This window comes from Streptomyces sp. NPDC060035 (assembly GCF_042736635.1).
Lineage (GTDB): Bacteria > Actinomycetota > Actinomycetes > Streptomycetales > Streptomycetaceae > Streptomyces.
Genome location: NZ_JBHWVO010000020.1, coordinates 21,378 through 38,370 on the forward strand (window position 1 = coordinate 21,378; position 16,993 = coordinate 38,370).

Here is a 16,993-nt window from a genome sequence, read left to right on the forward strand (position 1 = left end):
TGAGCGGGTGGGGGACGGGGAGCAGAGGGCAGAGGGCAGAGCGGAGAAGAGGCGGCGGTCAGTCGCGCAGTGTGCGGTCGAAGCGGTGGCGCAGGTGGTCGCCGGCCTGGTTCAGCGCGAAGACGGTCAGGAAGATCACGAGAGAGGGGACGAGCACGATGTGCGGGGAGTCGGCGATGGCGTCCTTGCCTTCGGCGATCATGCCGCCCCAGCTGGGGCGGGGCGGTGGGATACCCATGCCGAGGAAGCTCAGCGAGCCCTCGGCGACGATCAGCGCCGCCATCACCACGGGCACATAGGCGCCGAGCGAGGGCAGCACGTTGGGCAGCACCTCCCGGGTCAGCACCCGCCGGTGGCCCGCCCCCATGTTCCGCGCGGCGAGCACGAAGTCCCGACCCTCCCAGGTGAGAGTGGTGGCCCTGGACAAGCGGATGAATGAGGGGACCACGAGCAGCGTCAGGCCGGCGAGCAGCGTGCGAACGCTGGGCGTGAGGATCGCGGACAGAGCGAGCAGCAGGATCAGCGGCGGGAAGGCGAGCATCACGTCGGCCACGAGCCGCACCACGGCGTCGCACCGGCCGCCGAAGTGCCCGGCGGGCATGCCGAGGGCGGTGCCGACGACCGCTCCGAGACAGCCGGCCACGGCGCCCACGACGAGCGAGACCTGCGCCCCGTACACGCACCGGGACAGGATCGAGCGGCCCTGGCCGTCGGTGCCGAGCAGCAGGTCGAGCGATCCGAATCCGGGAGCCTGGCGCGGGGGGCCGACCGGGACGGCGTACGAGGCCAGTGGCAGGACGTCGGCCAGGAGCCCCGTCGCGATCACCAGGAGCAGCCAGCCGTAGGACAGGTACACCAGCGGTGAGCGCCGCACGCGCACGGTCGCAACGACGGGGTCTGCGGAGACGCGGTGTTCGGCGGTGGCTTCCGCCGGCGCCTTAAGCGCGTACTGCGTCATGCCCGTGCCACCTTTCTGACGCGCGGGTCGATGAGCTGGTAACTCAGGTCGACCAGCATGTTGACGACGACGTAGACGGCAGCGACGAAGACGACGACGCCCTGGACCATCACCACGTCCCGCTGGACGATGGCGGAGGCCATCAGCTGGCCGAGGCCCGGCAGGCTGAACAGTGACTCGACGACGACCGTCCCGCCGATCAGCCGTCCCAGACTCAGTCCCGCGAGCGTGACCAGGGAGAACGAGGAAGGGCGCAGGGCGTGCCGGAACATCACGTAGCCGCGGCCGAGCCCCTTGGCGCGGGCGGCCTCGATAAAGTCCTCGCGCAAGGTCCCCACCAGGTCGCTGCGCAGCAGCCGGTGGAAGGCCGCGATCTCGGTCAGGGCGATCGCGACCACGGGCAGCGCAGCCGAGCGCAGGTGGGCACCGATCCCTTCCTCGGCGACACGTGCCCACCCGGTCACCGGGAGCCAGCCGGCCTGGACCGCGAACACGTAGATGAGAACGGGGCCCGCGATGAACGCCGGTACGGACAGGAACACGGACGACAGCCCGTTGGCGGCGCGGTCGACCAAGCCGCCCGGCCGGCCGGCCGACACCGTCGCGAGCAATACCGCGACGGCGAGCGAGAGCAGCAGGGCGAGGGCCGCCAACTCCAGGGTGATGGGCAGCCGTTCGACGATGGCCGCGCTCACCGATTGTCCGGTCACCGGTGATTCGCCGAGGTCTCCGCGGACCGCGGCGGCCAGCCAGTGCCCGTACTGCGCCCACAGCGGTTGGTCGAGGCCGAGCTTCGACTCGAGTGCGGCGACGGACTCAGGTGTCGCGTTCGGCCCGAGGACGACCTCGGCGGCCGAGCCCGGAGCCAGTCCGAGCAGGAGTGTCACACCGATCGAGACGAGAAGGATGACCAGGAGACTTCGGCCCACACGCCTCACGACGGAAAGCACCATGCGACTCGCTTCCTCAGGGGACCGGTCAAGGACTGTGCTGAGCAGTGCGCAGTTGCCAGGGCGGTACGGAGCGGGGCGACCGGAAAGGATCACCAGCGGTCACCTGGCCGCTGGACGACAGCCCGTCCTGGCGCGTCGAGCAGCTTTGCGGTGAGAGCACACGCAGAGTGCGAACATGGGTGCGATCGCCTCCCAATAGGGGGTAACAGTACACTCTATTTCAGAAGATGCAGCCCCTACCGCTGACCTGGTTGATGCAGAGGGGCGCGAGCGTCAGCCGACGAAGGGCGAGCCGAGAGACCCCAACCGCTAGGCACGAACAACGAGTTGGACGCCGTCGCGGGCCGGGGTGCAGCGAGGGGTCGGGCGACCAGCAGATGGGTGACCGCCGGGGCGGCGTCCGTACCACCTCAAGGCCCGGACGTAACGTGAGAGCCGGGGTCGAGCCGCACGCCTCCCGCGCGCACCACGACCCCGGCGTCCTTAAGAAATGCCCGCTTTGCGCTGCGCGCCCGCCACTCATCCCAGCGCGCCTACCAGCGAGGATCGGGCGATCTTGACTGCGGCATGGCGCAGGGCGCAACGGACAGAACGAAAGAACGCCTGGGCCGTGCCGTGTGCGCCAGGTGCCGGTGTCAGCGCGCGGCCGCCGCCCAGTCGGCCACCGTCATGATCTCCGCCTGCTGCGGGAAGACCTTGTCGACAAGGACCCGGTGCACCTGCGGATCACTGTCCAGGCAGCCGTCGCGCAGGACCGTGAGGCCGTAGTCCAAGTCGGCCGCCTGCCGCAAAGTCGACAGGACGACACCACTGGTGGCCACCCCGGTGAGCACGAGTTCCTCAATACCGCCGGCGCGCAGCACCATGTCGAGATCGCTGCCCGCGAAGGCACTGACGCGACGCTTGGTGACGACGATGTCCCGCTCGTCGGGCGCCACATCGGGATGGATCATCATCGCCTGCTCGGCGCCCGCCGCACGGGGCGCTCCTGCGAGTCCACCGAACATCTTGTTGCGCGCGTTGACTTCGGGATATCCCGGCCGGAACCCGACCACCACGTACACCACGGGAACACTCCTCGCCCGGGCGGCGTCGATGGCCGTCCGCAAGCGCGGGAGGTAGTCGGTATCCGGGTAGCGGCTGAGGACAGCCTGTTGAACGTCCATGACAAGGAGGGCCTGCCGAGCCATCTTCACCTCATTGCGTCGGGGTCACGAAGCACGAGAACCCAAAGAAACGTCATCAATTGATTACTTGCCAAGCTAGGCATGCGTCGCAACTATGTCAATAGACGATTACTTAGCACTTCGCCAGGACGACACAGCATGGAGGCCACAGATGACAACGCGAGGCACTGCCGAAGGCCCCCGGAAACGAAACGCGGCGGCTACGCGTGAGGCGCTGCTCGCGGCCGCACACGACCGGTTCATTCGCCTGGGGTACGAGGGGACGACGCTGAGGGACGTCGCCGCGGACGCGGGAGTCACCCTCGCCCTCGTCAAGCGGTACTTCGGCTCGAAGGAGGGGCTGTTCAAGACGGCTCTCGCGGCCACACCACGGTTCCTGGGCCGCGAGGGCGACACCCCTCGCGACCTCGCCGCACTCGCCGAAGCGCTCAGCCGTCAACTCGCCTCGAACGCCTGGCCCGAGTTCAGCGAGCACCCGGTGCTCATGTTGCTGCGCGCCTCCGGCGACCCGCAAGTGGACGCTCTGCGCAAGCAGGCACTGCTCGACGCCAGCCAACAGGTGCTCGACGTCTGCGACGCGCCGCACGCTGATGACACTGATCGCCAACTGCGAGCGGAGCTGCTGATCGCACTCGCCATCGGAGTCGCCGTACTGCGGTCCACGGTCGGCATCGAGCCCCTGCAGGACGCAACCGCCGACGAGCTGGCCGCTCCCCTGCGGGACGTCGTCCACGCTCTGCTCACGCCGACCCCGTGACCGCCAGGAGTCCCAGCCTCTCAGCAGCGCACGCGCCGTGGCGCGGCGCGGCGCTTGCCGCCCGGCCGAGGGGGACGACGCCCGTAGCGAGATGCACGGGTGCGTTCACCGGACCGCCTTCGTCCGGTTCCGGAGGACGCGGACAGGGCGGATTCACGAGCACGAGCACCCAATAGAGGGCACGATACTTCACCTATCTACCTCACAAGCAGCCCCTGAGGGCCGACTTCGCGGCATTCCGTGTACCTAAATAGCCTGTTGGCTGTACCGTACGGCCATGAGGATCGGAATGACCTTGAGCTACAGCGGCGGTTTCCGGGACGCGGTCGCCGTACTCGGCGACTACGAGAAGGCCGGGCTCGACATCGTGTTCGTCCCCGAGGCCTACTCCTTCGACGCCATCAGTCAGCTCGGCTTCATCGCCGCGTGCACGGAACGCCTGGAGATCGCCTCCGGAATCCTGCAGATCTACACCCGTACCCCCTCTCTCACTGCAATGACGGCCGCCGGACTCGACCATGTGTCCGACGGTCGGTTCACGCTCGGCATCGGCGCGTCCGGGCCGCAGGTGATCGAGGGGTTCCACGGGCAGCCGTACACCGCTCCCCTGGCCCGCACCCGCGAGATCGTCGACATCTGCCGCACGGTCTGGCGCCGGGAACCGGTGGTGCACGAGGGCCGCCACTACCGCATACCACTCCCCGCTGACCAGGGAACCGGGCTCGGCAAGCCACTCAAACTCATCAACCATCCGGTGCGTGAGCGCATCCCGATCCTGCTCGCCGCCATCGGCCCGAAGAACGTGTCACTGGCCGCCGAGGTCGCCGAGGGCTGGATGCCGATGTTCTTCCACCCGGAGAAGGCCGGCGCGGTGTGGGGTCCCGCACTGGACGAAGGATCCGCGCGGCGCGATGCCACCCTCGGACCGCTGGACGTCGTGGTCTCGGCGCCGCTGGCCATCGGTGACGACGTCGACGACCTGATCGATCTGGCCCGCCCTCAACTCGCCCTCTACATTGGGGGTATGGGTGCTCGAGGCCGCAACTTCTACAACGACCTCGCCCGCCGCTACGGCTACGAGTCCGAGGCTGACACCGTCCAGGACCTATACCTGTCCGGGCGCAAGGAGGAGGCCGCGGCGGCGATCCCGGAAGACCTGCTGCGGGCAACCTCGCTGATCGGCGCTGCCTCCCATGTCGCCGAGCGCGTAGAGGCGTTCCGCGCCGCAGGCGTCAGCACGCTCCGCGTCACACCCGTGGCACGCACCCACGAGCGGCGACTCGCCGACGTGGAACTTCTCAAGTCCTGGGCCCTGTAGTGCCCTTCGCCAACAACGGGCTGGGGCTGGAGCCCGATGGGCGGCCGGGAAGGGCGGTGCGCCGCCTGGTGATCGACGACTGGCACCAGGCGCCCGCGAGCGAGATCACCGCGGCCGCCGCCCGCGCAGCGGACTCCCTGCCCCTCACCGTTGGCGTCGCGACCCGGCAGCCACCTCCGCGGCTGCGACCGCTGCTCGACGCGCTCACGTTCACCCTTGTGGGCCATCATCTCGACGCCGAGGCCCGCCAGTTGGTGCGCGTACCGGATCCCTGGAAGGAGTACGCCGCGCTGGCCGAGGCCGTCGCCCGGCGTCCGCGAGCCGCCATGGCCCTCGGGCAGTTGCTGCGCGGGGCACCGCCGACCGGCACCCTCGCGGGTCTCGCCGCGGAGGCGGCCACCTACTCGATGCTGCTGGGCGGGGAGGAGTTCGCGGCATGGCTGTCCGCCCGGCCCGCCCCCCGGCCCGTCGTTGTCGACGCCGACCGCCCGTTCGTACGCCTGCGGCGCACGGACGCGGAGCTCTCGCTCGTGCTCGACCGGCCGGAGCGGCGCAACGCGTTCGGGTTTCGGATGCGGGAGGAATTGTACGGGGCACTGGAGGTAGCAGCCCTCGACACCACGGTGGAGCGGGTCGAACTCGCCGGTGAGGGGCCGGTGTTCTGCAGCGGCGGCGATCTGGCCGAGTTCGGTCAGGCCCGGGACCTCGTCGCCGCCTATCTGGTACGCCTCGACCGGGCGCCGTGGCGGCTCCTGGACCGGCTGCGGGATCGTGTGACGGTCCGGGTGCAGGGGGCGGCCGTGGGCGCGGGCATCGAGATGGCGGCCTTCGCGGGCCGGGTGGTGGCCGCGCCGCAGACGTTCTTCGCCCTGCCGGAGATGGAGATGGGCCTGGTACCCGGCGCCGGCGGAACCGTGAGCGTGCCCCGGCGCATAGGCCGGTGGCGGGCCGCGTGGATGATGGTGAGCGGGGCCCGGGTCGGCGCCGGGACCGCCCTGCGCTGGGGCCTGGTGGACGCGATCGAGGACGCCCATGCCGACCATGCGGCGTGACGCGGCGGGCATCCTCCTGCGCGACGTGGAGGTCCACCCGCACGGGGCGAGGGCCGACTGCCGTATCCGCCGCGGCCGCGTCGCCCAGATCGGCCACGAACTGCGCCCAGCACCAGGCGAGTTGGTGATTGGAGGAGACGGCGGGGCACTTCTGCCGGGCCTCGCCGACCACCATCTGCATCTCACGGCGACAGCGGCCCGGGAGACATCGCTCGATGTGTCCGCTCTCTCCCGCGGGGAACTGGCGGCGGCGCTGGCGGGGGCGGACCCGGGCGAGGACGGCTGGGTCCGCGTGGTCGGTCACGACGAGGTGGCCCATGGAGATCTGCACCGCGACACCCTCGACGCGTGCCGCGGCTCGGTTCCCATGCGCCTGCAGCACCGCTCCGGTGCCCTGTGGTCGGTCAACTCCGCCGGGCTCGCCCGGCTCGGCGCCGATCACGCCTCACACGCGGGCATCGAGCGCGACCGCGAGGGACGGCCCACCGGCCGGCTGTGGCGCGCCGACAGATGGCTGCGCGACGTCCTCGACGCGAGGCCCCCGTCCCTGCGGTCGCTCGGCGCTCGGCTCGCCGCCCTCGGACTCACTCATGTCGCGGACGCCACGCCGGACGCCACGGCTGCTGAGGCCGCCTTCGCGGCCGTACGCGGCGGTGAGCTGCCGCAGTACGTCATGGTGATGGCGGAGGGGGCTGGTGCCCCGCGCCATCCCCGGCTGAGCGTCGGCCCTGTCAAGGTCGTCGTCACCGACCACGAGCTGCCCGACCTGGACGACCTGACCGGGCGTATCGCGCGGGCCCATGCCGTGGGCCGGGCGGTCGCCGTGCACTGCGTGAGCCGTGTCGCGCTGGCCCTGACACTGGCGGCACTCGACCAGGCCGGCGTGTGCGACGGCGACCGCGTCGAGCACGGTGCCGTGGTCGATCCGGCCACGGCCAAGGAACTGGCGCGCCGGGGAGTCCGCGTGGTCACCCAGCCGACCCTGGTGGCGCTGCATGGCGACGACTACTGGCAGCGGGCCGAACCCTGTGACCGCGTGGACCTGTGGCGCTACGGCACTCTTGTACGAGCCGGGGTGCGGGTCGCGCCCAGCAGCGACGCCCCGTACGGGGACCTGGACCCCTGGGCCTGCCTGCGCGCCGCCGCCGGCCGGCACACACCGTCCGGTCGCGTGCTGGGCCCGGACGAACGGCTCCCGGCCCGGGACGTTCTGCGCGGCATGCTCGCTCCGCTCGACGACCCGGGCGGGCCCCCGCGCCGGATCGCGGTGGGTTCGGCGGCGGATCTGGTGCTCCTTGACCGGCCGCTCACGGACGCCCTACGGGCACCGCACGCGCGACACGTACGCGCCACGCTCATCGCGGGACAGCTGGTGTACTGCGCGGACGGTCGGGACTGACCGGCCTGGTCACGCGACGCCAGGCTCCAGCCGCGCCAGCACCCGGTCGGTGTCCGCGCCCAGGCCCGCCGCCCAGGGTGGCGCGATGGGCGCACGAGCTGGAAGCACCGCCTGTGTCCGTCCCGAGGCGGCGCATTCGACCACCGTTCCGGCCGCTCCGGTGCGCACCCTGTGGGGACCGTGCGACACCTGGGGCGCCGCCGCGAACGCGGCCGCCACATCCCTCATGGAGACGTCGACCAGCTGCCCACCGCCCGCGCGCAGCGCACCGGCCGCGCCCAGCGCGGCGACCAGCCCCGTCAGCGGATCCGCGATCGCGTCTGCGCAGAACACCGGACGTCCTCCCGACCGGCCCACCAGCCCCCCGGCGACCGCGGCGTCGTCACCGAAGGCGACCCTGTCCGGCAGGCTGCGGCCGTACCCGGTGATGCTGATCCATACTGTGCCGGGCCGGTGGTCGAGGTGTTCCGGATCCAGGCCCAACTGGGCGAGGGCGCGTGGCCGGGATGCCTCGATCACCACGTCGGCGGCGCGCACCAGAGCGGCGAGCGCCGCACGCCCGTGCGGCGAGGTGAAGTCGACGGCGACGCTCTCGTGGCCCGCGTGCAGCCAGTCGTAGAAGCCACGGTCCCCGGCGCGTGCGCCGTCCGGCCGCCGGGTGCTCTCGACCTTGACAACCTGGGCGCCGGCCAGGCCGAGCAGCCGGGCGCACAGGGGACCGGCCCACATCGAGGAGAAGTCCACGACGAGGGCGCCGTCGAGCGGGCTGGCCCGCACGGCCGGCGGGGCGAGCGGCGAGACCCGCCAGGGCGCGGACGGCTCCCGAGGCCGGGCGGGGAGGACAGCGGCGGGTACCGCGAACAGGCGTACGCGGGCCACGAACTGCGCCGCCGTTGTCTGCCGTGCCGCGTCGCCGAGCTCGCTCCAGGGATCGCGGACGTCGTCGCGCTCCAGGATCGCCGGCAGGAGGTCGAGGTCGTCGGGGCGGCTGAGGGTCAGCGCGCACCAGCCGTCAGCGGTGGGCAGCAGACGTGTTGCCCCGCCCGCGCTGACAACTCCCCGCCGCGTGAGGCCGAGGGCGCCCGCGCGCGCGCCCAGCAGGAGGCCGGGGTCGATACGGACCGGCGCCGCGGTCAGCCGGGCCAGCGTGCGGCTGACCGCGTGCACCAGGGGCAGCATCGAACCGGGTGCCATGAGGGGCGGCCCGTCCGCTTCGCCGGTCAGGACCATGGCCCCGCACGCCGCCCACTCCAGGTACGGGCAGGTGACGGCCGTGCCGGTGTCCGGCTCCACCGACACCTGCCCGATGCCGCTCAACCAGCGTCGAACGGTCTGGGCCGGTGGTTCGTCTCTCACCGGCTCGTCTTCTGTCCGCCCCGCAGATGCATCGCGACCCTGCTGTCCTGCCCCGTCACTGCGAGGCCCTCTCTGCGTTCGCATGTGTCGCGTCGATGCGGCGGGCGATGTCGGCGACGAGCTCGTCCAGGAGCTGTGCGCCCGCTTGAGCCGTCGCGCCGGTCGGGTCGCCGAGCACTCCCGTCGGCGACACGCCGCGCACCCCGTTGGCACGCAACGCGGGCATCAACTCCCGGATGGGGGTGGTGTTTCCGCATACCGCTGCCGCCATGTCCACGTGGTCCGGGGCGAGATGGAGCAGCAGAGAGGTCTCAGTGCGCCCGGCGTGGGCGTCGCCACCGGGCGGCTCGCAGGGAACCCATACGACGTCCCGCCCCTCCTCGGCCATCTCCGCAACCACGCGCTGGAGACAACCGACATTGCCCCCGTGGCCATTGACGAATACGACGCGGCCTGACCACAGCGAGAGTGAGCGGACGAGCTCGACCAGCATGAAGCGCAGCGCCTCGTGGCCGATGGAGATGGTGCCGGGGAAGTCCTGGTGTTCTCCGCTGGCGGTGAACGTGATGGGCGGTGCGACCAGCACGGTGTCCTCCGGCCGCTGGACTTTGAGCCGGCGCGCAGCGCCGTGCGCCACGGCGTCGGCGATCCGGGTGTCGGTGTCCAGAGGCAGATGGGGCCCATGCTGTTCGAAGGAGCCGACCGGTATGAGGACCATCGGCCGCCGCGGCACAGTCGGCCAGGGCCTGCCCGCCAGGTCGTCGGCGTGTGCGCGCGTGGTCATGCCGGCACCGTAGCGGCCGGCGCCCGGGTGACAGCAGGCCTCGTCCGCCGCCTCTCGGCGCGTTGCTGCGCGTGCGCGACGGACTCGAACGACCGGTTCGACATGAAACGTACCTCTGAGCTAAGGGAGCGGGGGCATGGAACAGGGCGGCGCCGACGGGGTGAGCTGGTCCGTGGCCGTGGTAGTCGTAGTCATGAGAAACTCCCTCTTCCAGCAGGCGACAAGGCCTCGAAGTCGCGAGGCCACACACGGGGCACAGACGCTCTCTCCGCCTGGCACCGTAATGGCACCCCGTGCCGAAAGGAAGAGAGCTTGCTGAATTCGTCGAGCCGGCCGTCCGCCGACCGCTCCAACCGCACCGGCCGCAAGCCGCTGACGTCCCGCGCCCAGCTTGAGCAGCACGCACTGCGACTCTTCGCCGACCGCGGATTCGACGAGGTCACGGTGGAGGACATCGCGAACGCCGCCGGGGTCAGCCGACGCAGCTTCTTCCGCTACTACCGGTCGAAGAACGATGTCGCCTGGGGCGACTTCGACGGCGAACTGGAACAGATGAGGGCGCTGCTCGCCGGATATCCGCGCGAGACGCCGATGATGGACGCGCTACGCGAGACCATCGTGGAGTTCAACCGGTTCGATGCCGAACAGCTGCCGTGGCACCGCCTGCGCATGTCGCTGATCCTGGACATCCCCGCGCTGCAGGCGCACTCCACACTCCGCTACGCCTCCTGGCGGGCGGTGGTCGCCGAGTTCGCCGCGCACCGACTCGGGCAGGCGCACGACTCCTGGCTGCCCCAACTCGTCGCGCACATCTGCCTGGGCGCTTCCGTCGCCGCGTACCAGCAGTGGCTGCGCCAGGACGACGCGGACCTGTGCTCCTTCCTGGACGAGGCACTGCGGGCGATCGGCCCGGGACTGCAGGCCCACGAACCCCGCCCCTGACGGGACGGGCGGTCAGCGCGGCTCGCGGGGCAGCCCCAGCCCCCGCTCCGCGATCTGGGTGCGCAGCACCTCGTTGGCGCCGCCGGCGATCGTGTAGGCGCGGGCGTAAAGGTACGCGTCGGCCCACCAGCCGTCCGCCACCGCACCCGGGTCGCCCTCGGTGAGCAGACCATCCGTGCCCTGCAGTCGCATGCCGAAGTCGACCAGGTCGTGGTTGAGTTCACTGAAGAAGATCTTGCCGATCGGGGCGTCGGCGGGCTGCTCGGTGCCGTGCAGCATCCGCGACTGCGCGAGAGCGACGAGCGCGGCGTTGACGCGCACCCGGGTCGCCAGTTCGCCGATCGTCTGCCGCGTCGCGGAGTCGTCGAGGGCACTGCCCGCACCGGCCGGGGTGCGCTCCGCGAGGGCCGCCAGGTCCTCCAGCGTGGCGAGCAGTTCGGTGCCGCGGGCAGCGACGCCCGAGCGCTCATGCCCGAGGCTGCTCATCGCCACCCGCCACCCGGCATTGACCTCCCCGATGACGTTGGCGGCGGGGATCCGGACGCCGTCGAGAAACACCTCGTTGAAGTCAGTGGTACCGGTGATCTCGCGCAGCGGCCGTATTTCGACGCCCGGGCTGCGCATGGAGAGGGCGAAGGCCGTGATACCCCGATGCGGGGAGGCGTCGGGGTCGGTGCGCGCCAGCAGGTATCCCATGTCGGCGTGCTGGCCGTTGGTGGTCCACACCTTCTGCCCGTCGACCACGTACACAGCGCCGTCGCCGTCGCCCTCGCGTCGGGCCCGGGTCGAGAGGGCCGCGAGGTCGCTGCCCGCGCCCGGCTCGCTGAACAACTGGCACCACACGTCCGCACCGCTGCGGATGCGGGGCAGGAAACGGTCCCGCTGCTCTTCGGTGCCGAACTCGATCAGCGCGGCCGCGGAGAGCGCCGCGGCGCCGACCGGTGGCCAGGTGCGGGCGCGGGCGATCTCCTCGGCCACGATGAACGGTTCAAGGGGATGCGCGTCCGGACGTCCTCCGTACGGAGCAGGCCAGTCGATGCCGAGGAACCCCGCCTCGTACAACGCGGCGGTCCAGGCCCGGATCGCCGGCATGAGCTCGGGCTCGGGTGCGCGGACACCCGTGTGCACCTTGGTCCCCGGGGTGTGTTCGGCGATGAACGCCCGGACCGTGAGGCGGAACGCCTCCAGGTCCGGAGTGGACTCAAGCCGCATGGCTCTCCTCGTATCTGAGATCTAGGGTCACAACCATGATGAGGTCACTCTAAGGCAGCCATCAACCGATTCGGCCTTGCAAGTTACCGAGGTAAGGCTCGACCTGAAGAGTAAAAGAGGATACTTTCCTTCTGCTGCGTCGACTCCGACGCGATGGGCCCTCGACCCGGGTGGTGATGCGTGGACTTCGAGCTCAGCGATGAACAGGCAATGCTCCGTGCGGCGTCCCGCGACCTCCTGCGCGACCACTCCCCGGCCGACCCCGCCCTGTGGCGGCTCGCGGCCGGGGTCGGTTGGCCGGGGCTCGCTGTGCCCGAGGAGTACGGCGGCACCGGTCAGGGGCTCATCGAGCTCGCCCTGGTGGCCGAGGAGGTGGGCCGATCGCTCGGACACGTACCGTTCCTGCCCACCGTGCTGGTCGCCCGCGCGTTGGCACGCGGCGGCTCGCCGAGCCTGCGCAAGGATGTGCTGCCCGCCCTGGCCGAGGGCACGGCCTGGGCCTCCTGGGCCTTCGCCGAGCCCGGTTCGCCCTGGACACTTGGCGGGGTCGGGGCCACCGCGCGGCGCACCGACGGCGACACCGTGGTCCTCGACGGCGTGAAGACCACGGTGCAGGACGCCGAAGGGGCCCAGTGGCTCCTGGTGACCGCACGACACGACGGCGTCCCCGCCTCGTTCCTCGTCGACCGTGACGCGCCCGGTCTCACCGTGCGGCGCCAGCAGGTCCTCGATCTGACCCGGACGGTGTACGAGGTGCGGCTCGACGGCGTCCGGGTCTCGCTCGACCGTTGCTTGGACGGCGGCCCCGCCGCGGTGCAGCGGCTGCTCGACGACGCGTCGGTGCTGGCTTCGGCAGACGCCCTCGGTGTGATGGACCACCTGCTCGAAATGACCGTCGCGTATATGAAGGTGCGGGTGCAGTTCGGGCGGCCGCTCGGCTCGTTCCAGGCGGTGAAGCACAAGTGCGCCTCGATGGCGATGCTCGTCCACGGAACACGGGCGGCCACCGCGTATGCGGCAATGGCGGCCGACGCCGGATCGCCCGACTCCGTAGCTGCCGCATGTGCGGCCGCGTCGTACGCGAGTGCCGCGGCCGGCGAAGTGGCCGCTGAGGCCCTGCAGCTGCACGGGGGGATCGGATTCACCTGGGAACACGATCTGCACCTCCACCTGCGCCGGGCGAAGACCGATGCCGTGCTGTACGGCGACGCGGCCGTCCATCGCGACCGGTTGAGTGCGCTGATCCGGCCCGAAACCGTACCCACATAGGACCGCGCGAAGGGAAACGAACGCCAGTGGAGATCAAGGGGAAGAAGGCCGTCGTGTTCGGCGGAGCGTCCGGCATGGGCCGGGCCAGTGCCGAACTGCTGGCGGCCCGCGGCGCGGAGGTGGCCGTCCTGGACCGCCCGGAGTCGGACGGCGCCGAGGTCGCGGCCGCGTGCGGCGGCACGTTCCATCCGGTCGACGTGACGGACTTCGAGGGCACCGAGCGGGCCCTGGCCGACGCCGTCACCCAGCTCGGCGGAGTGCACGTTGCCGTCACCACCGCGGGCGGCGGCGTAGCCCGGCGCACCCTGGGCAAACAGGGCCCGCACGACCTGGCGACGTTCCGCCGGATCCTCGACCTCAACGCGGTGGCCACGTTCAACATCAGCCGTCTCGCCGCCGCGCACATGAGCCGCAACGCCCCCGAGGACCCCGATGTCACCGGCGAGCGCGGCGTGATCGTCAACACGGCTTCCATCGCCGCCTTCGAGGGCCAGATCGGGCAGGTCGCCTACGGTGCCGCGAAGGCCGCCATCGCCGGGATGTGCCTGACGATGGCCCGCGATCTGGGTTCCCTGGGCATCCGCGTGATGGCGATCGCGCCGAGTCTCTTCGAGACGGGTGCCGTGCGGAAGATCTCGGACGAGGTGAAGTCCGCGCTGGTGCAGGACGCCGCGTTCCCCAAGCGCCTGGGCCATCCCGAGGAGTACGCCAAGCTGGTGCTCGCCATCATCGACAACCCGATGCTCAACGGCCAGTGTCTGCGCCTGGACGCAGGGCAGCGCTTCGGACCGAGGTGACCGGCGAAGGTGGGGATTCAGTGACCCCAACCAAGCCGGTGAGTGCGCCTGAACGCCCGGGATTCCGCTGTTGTCGGCCCAGCTCACTATGCTGAGGGCACGCAACGTCACTCGAGGAGTTGACCCCCATGGCGACCGCCGCCGACCACCAAGCCACCGACCTCTCCAGGAAGGCTGATTCCGCCGACGGCGAGACCAGCTCTCCCGTCGGCAAGCTGGCCGCGCAGATCGCACTTCGCATCGAGGCGGACGTCATGCGGCGCGGCTGGCCCGTGGGCGAGTCCCTCGGCTCCGAGCAGGACCTGCGCGAGCACTACCGGGTCAGCCGATCCGTGCTGCGAGAGGCTGTGCGTCTGGTGGAGCACCACCAGGTGGCCCGGATGCGGCGGGGCCCGGGGGGCGGGCTGATCGTGTGCGCGCCCGACGCGGGCCCGGCCACGCGCTCCATCGTGATCTACCTGGAGTACATCGGAACGAGCGTCACCGACCTGCTTCACGCGCGCCAGCTCCTCGAACCGATCGCCACGGGACTTGCCACGCAGCGCCTCACCGAGGACGGCATCGACACGCTCCGCGCCACCCTCGCCGACGAACTCGCCCAGCCGGACGAGCCGGGCGAGGGTGCTCTCGATCCCCTGCACCCTGTGCTCGGCCGGCTGTCGGGCAACCCCGTGCTCCAGCTCTACATCGACGTACTCACCCGGCTGACCGCGCGCTACGCGCACACCTCGCGGCGGATCACCAAGGCCGAGGTCCAGTCCGCCGCGACCGCCTCGCGCGAGGCGCACCAGGGCATCGTCGACGCGGTGATCTCCGGCGACGGGGGGCGCGCCCAGACGCTGCTCACCTCGCACCTGGAGTGGGTCGCCGCCTGGATCGAGAAGCACCGGGTGCGCCGCGCGCGGATCACGGGCACCGTGATCGAGCCGGAGATGGCCGAGAGACCACGGGCCAAGCTCGCCGAGGTGGTTGCCTCGTGGATCCACGACGACATCGCCGCGCGGGGCTGGCAGGTCGGTTCGGTCCTCGGCTCCGAAGCCGACCTCCTGGCCCGTTACCAGATCAGCCGGGCCGCGCTGCGCGAGGCGGTGCGGCTCCTGGAGTACCACTCTGTGGCCCGGATGCGGCGCGGTCCCGGCGGCGGCCTTATCGTCACCGAACCCGAGCCGCAGGCCAGCGTCGACACGATGGCGCTCTTCCTGGAGTACCAGGGCGCGACCGCCGACGATCTGCGGATCGTCCGGGACGCCCTGGAGCTCGGCGCGGTCGCGCGGGTGACGGCTCGGCACGCCGAAGGCGACGAGGACGTGGCCGAGCGGCTCACCAAGGCTGTCCACTGGCCGACGGAGGGCCCTGCGGACGACCCACGCAAGGCGGACCTCTTCCACTCCGAACTCGCCGCTCTGGCGGGCAATCCTGTCCTGTCGTTGTTCCTTGACATCATCACGGAGCTGTTCCGCCGGCACGCTGCGGGCCAGAACCAGTCGCTGCCCGGGGACAAGGCGGCCAACGAGGTCACCCACGTGCACCAGCGGATCCTCGACGCGGTGCTGGCAGGGGACTCCGGTGTCGCCCAGCACCGAATGCGGCGTCATCTGGACGCGCTTATCCCCTGGTGGCACTGAAAGCCTGGTGGTGAACCCCGCTCCGGGACCGAGGGGTCTGATCCGAATCGGGGTGCACCACCAGGCTCTGGCCACAGCCGCTCAGGGCGAGACGGGTTGTTCAGCCCGCCGCATCGCCCACGCTGAACCGGGCCAGTTCGTGTGTCACCATGCCGTCCAGCCCGGGTGCGGGCGGCTCGGGCAGCGCGACCCCCCGGTCACGGGTCGGCAGCAGGACGATGGCCGTACCAGGGGTGGTGACCTCGCCCCGCTGGTTCTCGCAGCGCACCGCGACGTGGACCTCGGCGCGATCGCCGACCTTTCGTTTGTCGACGACCTCGCCCCGCACCCAGGTGGTGTCGCCGAGGTAGTTGAACTTGCGGTGTTCGCAGCGCAGTTGCCACAGCCAGCCGTCGTCGCCCATCCAGTCGGTGAGCAAGTGGCAGAGCCACGTCTCGCGCATCCCGCCGTAGTCGTAGGGGTTCGGCAGGCCGAGCTCCCGTGCCCGCTCCGGCTCCCAGTGCAGACGCTGCACCGTGTCGGGGATGCCCAGCGGGTTGGGCGGGTAGAGGCCGGGAGCCTTGCGCCGTACGTCCGCGGCGATACGGAACGCGCCGGGCGGGGTGAGCTGCATGCCCCAGCCCAGATGCCAGACGACCACATCCGTGACGGTGAGCGGCCCCTTCACCCGGGGCTGCAGCTCCTCACCGATCTCGACGTCCTCCCAGTAGCGGGGTTCGGCGCCACGCCGGGTCTCGGCCGCATACGCCGCGTCGATCCTCGCCAACTGGTCTTCGGTATAAGGCTCTTGTTCCACCTTTTCCTTGGACCGTTTACGTGAGGTGTGCCGTTCCGCGTTGATCCAGGTGCCCCGGCGCACCGCGTGCATCTCTCCCCGGCCATTGGCGTACAGGTAGTCCTGGGTGACGTGGGCGGTGCGCCCGCCGAAGCTGCTGCGCTTGGCCCGCACGCCCACCTGGGTCTGCAGCACCCGGCAGCGGTCCCCCAGGATGAGCGGCCGCCACCACTCGAACTCCATGACCGCCTGGTACGAGCCGAGCCCGGCGAACGGATCGCCCTTCAGGAGTGCCTTGGTCGAGGGGTCGGGCGTCGGCGCGGCGTCCTCACCCATGGTGTACAGGAAGGTCGGCGGGGCGATGAGGGAGCCCCAGCGGGTGCGTGCCGCGTACGCGGGATCGCAGTAGAGCGGGTTGTCGTCGCCGTACCCGTAGGCGAAATGGCGGGTGCCGTCCGAACTCACCTCGTAGTTGTGCGGGGGGTTGCGCTGCGGCTTCGGGATGCCGAGACGGCGGCGTGAGCGCCGAAACGCCTCTTCGGTCAACACACCGAACCGTTCGGCCTGTTGGTCATCCGTGGTGGTGGTCATCGCGGCCTCTCCTCGGTC

15 protein-coding genes are annotated in these 16,993 nt (G+C 70.9%); 8 read left to right on the forward strand and 7 right to left on the reverse strand.

The features are described 5' to 3' along the window. Window positions 1-58 precede the first annotated feature (58 nt). The 3 genes from ACFWBQ_RS27460 to ACFWBQ_RS27470 all read right to left on the reverse strand — a co-directional run bounded on the left by ACFWBQ_RS27460 (window position 59) and on the right by ACFWBQ_RS27470 (window position 3,101). Window positions 59-958 carry an ABC transporter permease gene (locus ACFWBQ_RS27460; RefSeq protein WP_385500595.1) on the reverse strand — a complete coding sequence of 300 codons (900 nt, stop codon included), beginning with the start codon at window positions 956-958 and terminating at the stop codon, window positions 59-61. After that, entirely contained in the window at window positions 955-1,911 is a 957-nt protein-coding gene (locus ACFWBQ_RS27465) for an ABC transporter permease (protein ID WP_385500601.1), read from the reverse strand. Before ACFWBQ_RS27465 ends, ACFWBQ_RS27460 begins: the two co-directional genes overlap by 4 nt. 635 nt (window positions 1,912-2,546) lie before the next feature. Beyond that, the gene (locus ACFWBQ_RS27470; protein ID WP_385500607.1) at window positions 2,547-3,101 is read right to left on the reverse strand and encodes a cysteine hydrolase family protein; all 555 of its coding nucleotides are present in this window, start codon (window positions 3,099-3,101) and stop codon (window positions 2,547-2,549) included. A gap of 148 nt (window positions 3,102-3,249) precedes the next feature. Between ACFWBQ_RS27470 and ACFWBQ_RS27475 the strand changes: the two genes are divergently transcribed. The 4 genes from ACFWBQ_RS27475 to ACFWBQ_RS27490 all read left to right on the forward strand — a co-directional run bounded on the left by ACFWBQ_RS27475 (window position 3,250) and on the right by ACFWBQ_RS27490 (window position 7,624). Further along, entirely contained in the window at window positions 3,250-3,855 is a 606-nt protein-coding gene (locus ACFWBQ_RS27475) for a TetR/AcrR family transcriptional regulator (RefSeq protein WP_385500615.1), read from the forward strand. Between the two features lie 277 nt (window positions 3,856-4,132). Continuing rightward, entirely contained in the window at window positions 4,133-5,173 is a 1,041-nt protein-coding gene (locus tag ACFWBQ_RS27480) for an LLM class F420-dependent oxidoreductase (protein WP_385500621.1), read from the forward strand. A 56-nt stretch (window positions 5,174-5,229) separates the two neighbouring features. Then, the gene (locus ACFWBQ_RS27485) at window positions 5,230-6,225 is read left to right on the forward strand and encodes an enoyl-CoA hydratase/isomerase family protein (protein WP_385500631.1); all 996 of its coding nucleotides are present in this window, start codon (window positions 5,230-5,232) and stop codon (window positions 6,223-6,225) included. Further along, complete coding sequence (locus tag ACFWBQ_RS27490; protein WP_385500640.1) at window positions 6,206-7,624, forward strand: amidohydrolase family protein; 1,419 nt, start codon at window positions 6,206-6,208, stop codon at window positions 7,622-7,624. Before ACFWBQ_RS27485 ends, ACFWBQ_RS27490 begins: the two co-directional genes overlap by 20 nt. 9 nt (window positions 7,625-7,633) lie before the next feature. Here the strand turns inward: ACFWBQ_RS27490 and ACFWBQ_RS27495 are convergent, their stop codons facing one another. Together ACFWBQ_RS27495 and mftE are read right to left on the reverse strand one after the other, a co-directional pair. Then, window positions 7,634-8,980 (reverse strand): CoA transferase, encoded by a 1,347-nt coding sequence (locus ACFWBQ_RS27495; protein ID WP_385500646.1) that lies wholly within the window; start codon window positions 8,978-8,980, stop codon window positions 7,634-7,636. A gap of 55 nt (window positions 8,981-9,035) precedes the next feature. Then, entirely contained in the window at window positions 9,036-9,764 is a 729-nt protein-coding gene (gene mftE / locus ACFWBQ_RS27500; protein ID WP_385500656.1) for a mycofactocin biosynthesis peptidyl-dipeptidase MftE, read from the reverse strand. 312 nt (window positions 9,765-10,076) lie between these two features. On the opposite strand from mftE, the gene mftR reads away from it, so the two are divergent. Next, complete coding sequence (gene mftR, locus ACFWBQ_RS27505; protein ID WP_385500667.1) at window positions 10,077-10,706, forward strand: mycofactocin system transcriptional regulator; 630 nt, start codon at window positions 10,077-10,079, stop codon at window positions 10,704-10,706. Window positions 10,707-10,718: 12 nt separating this feature from the next. Here the strand turns inward: mftR and ACFWBQ_RS27510 are convergent, their stop codons facing one another. Then, complete coding sequence (locus ACFWBQ_RS27510; protein ID WP_385500679.1) at window positions 10,719-11,918, reverse strand: acyl-CoA dehydrogenase family protein; 1,200 nt, start codon at window positions 11,916-11,918, stop codon at window positions 10,719-10,721. A gap of 180 nt (window positions 11,919-12,098) precedes the next feature. Between ACFWBQ_RS27510 and ACFWBQ_RS27515 the strand changes: the two genes are divergently transcribed. From ACFWBQ_RS27515 to ACFWBQ_RS27525, 3 genes are all read left to right on the forward strand, one after another. Beyond that, window positions 12,099-13,187: an acyl-CoA dehydrogenase family protein gene (locus ACFWBQ_RS27515; RefSeq protein ID WP_385500686.1), complete on the forward strand. Its 1,089-nt coding sequence runs from the start codon at window positions 12,099-12,101 to the stop codon at window positions 13,185-13,187. Window positions 13,188-13,213: 26 nt separating this feature from the next. Beyond that, window positions 13,214-13,984 carry an SDR family NAD(P)-dependent oxidoreductase gene (locus ACFWBQ_RS27520; protein ID WP_385500697.1) on the forward strand — a complete coding sequence of 257 codons (771 nt, stop codon included), beginning with the start codon at window positions 13,214-13,216 and terminating at the stop codon, window positions 13,982-13,984. Window positions 13,985-14,112: 128 nt separating this feature from the next. Next, entirely contained in the window at window positions 14,113-15,609 is a 1,497-nt protein-coding gene (locus ACFWBQ_RS27525; protein ID WP_385500705.1) for a FadR/GntR family transcriptional regulator, read from the forward strand. Window positions 15,610-15,709: 100 nt separating this feature from the next. On the opposite strand, the gene ACFWBQ_RS27530 is transcribed toward ACFWBQ_RS27525, so the two are convergent. After that, entirely contained in the window at window positions 15,710-16,975 is a 1,266-nt protein-coding gene (locus ACFWBQ_RS27530) for a MaoC family dehydratase N-terminal domain-containing protein (RefSeq protein WP_385500715.1), read from the reverse strand. Between the last annotated feature and the right edge of the window lie 18 nt (window positions 16,976-16,993).

Excerpts from the sequence above, each read along its gene's own strand:
- ACFWBQ_RS27460 (WP_385500595.1), bottom strand. The coding sequence starts at position 958 with ATGACGCAGTACGCGCTTAAGGCGCCGGCGGAAGCCACCGCCGAACAC.
- ACFWBQ_RS27465 (WP_385500601.1), bottom strand. The coding sequence starts at position 1,911 with ATGGTGCTTTCCGTCGTGAGGCGTGTGGGCCGAAGTCTCCTGGTCATC.
- ACFWBQ_RS27470 (WP_385500607.1), bottom strand. The coding sequence starts at position 3,101 with ATGGCTCGGCAGGCCCTCCTTGTCATGGACGTTCAACAGGCTGTCCTC.
- ACFWBQ_RS27475 (WP_385500615.1), top strand. The coding sequence starts at position 3,250 with ATGACAACGCGAGGCACTGCCGAAGGCCCCCGGAAACGAAACGCGGCG.
- ACFWBQ_RS27480 (WP_385500621.1), top strand. The coding sequence starts at position 4,133 with ATGAGGATCGGAATGACCTTGAGCTACAGCGGCGGTTTCCGGGACGCG.
- ACFWBQ_RS27490 (WP_385500640.1), top strand. The coding sequence starts at position 6,206 with ATGCCGACCATGCGGCGTGACGCGGCGGGCATCCTCCTGCGCGACGTG.
- mftE (WP_385500656.1), bottom strand. The coding sequence starts at position 9,764 with ATGACCACGCGCGCACACGCCGACGACCTGGCGGGCAGGCCCTGGCCG.
- ACFWBQ_RS27510 (WP_385500679.1), bottom strand. The coding sequence starts at position 11,918 with ATGCGGCTTGAGTCCACTCCGGACCTGGAGGCGTTCCGCCTCACGGTC.
- ACFWBQ_RS27525 (WP_385500705.1), top strand. The coding sequence starts at position 14,113 with ATGGCGACCGCCGCCGACCACCAAGCCACCGACCTCTCCAGGAAGGCT.
- ACFWBQ_RS27530 (WP_385500715.1), bottom strand. The coding sequence starts at position 16,975 with ATGACCACCACCACGGATGACCAACAGGCCGAACGGTTCGGTGTGTTG.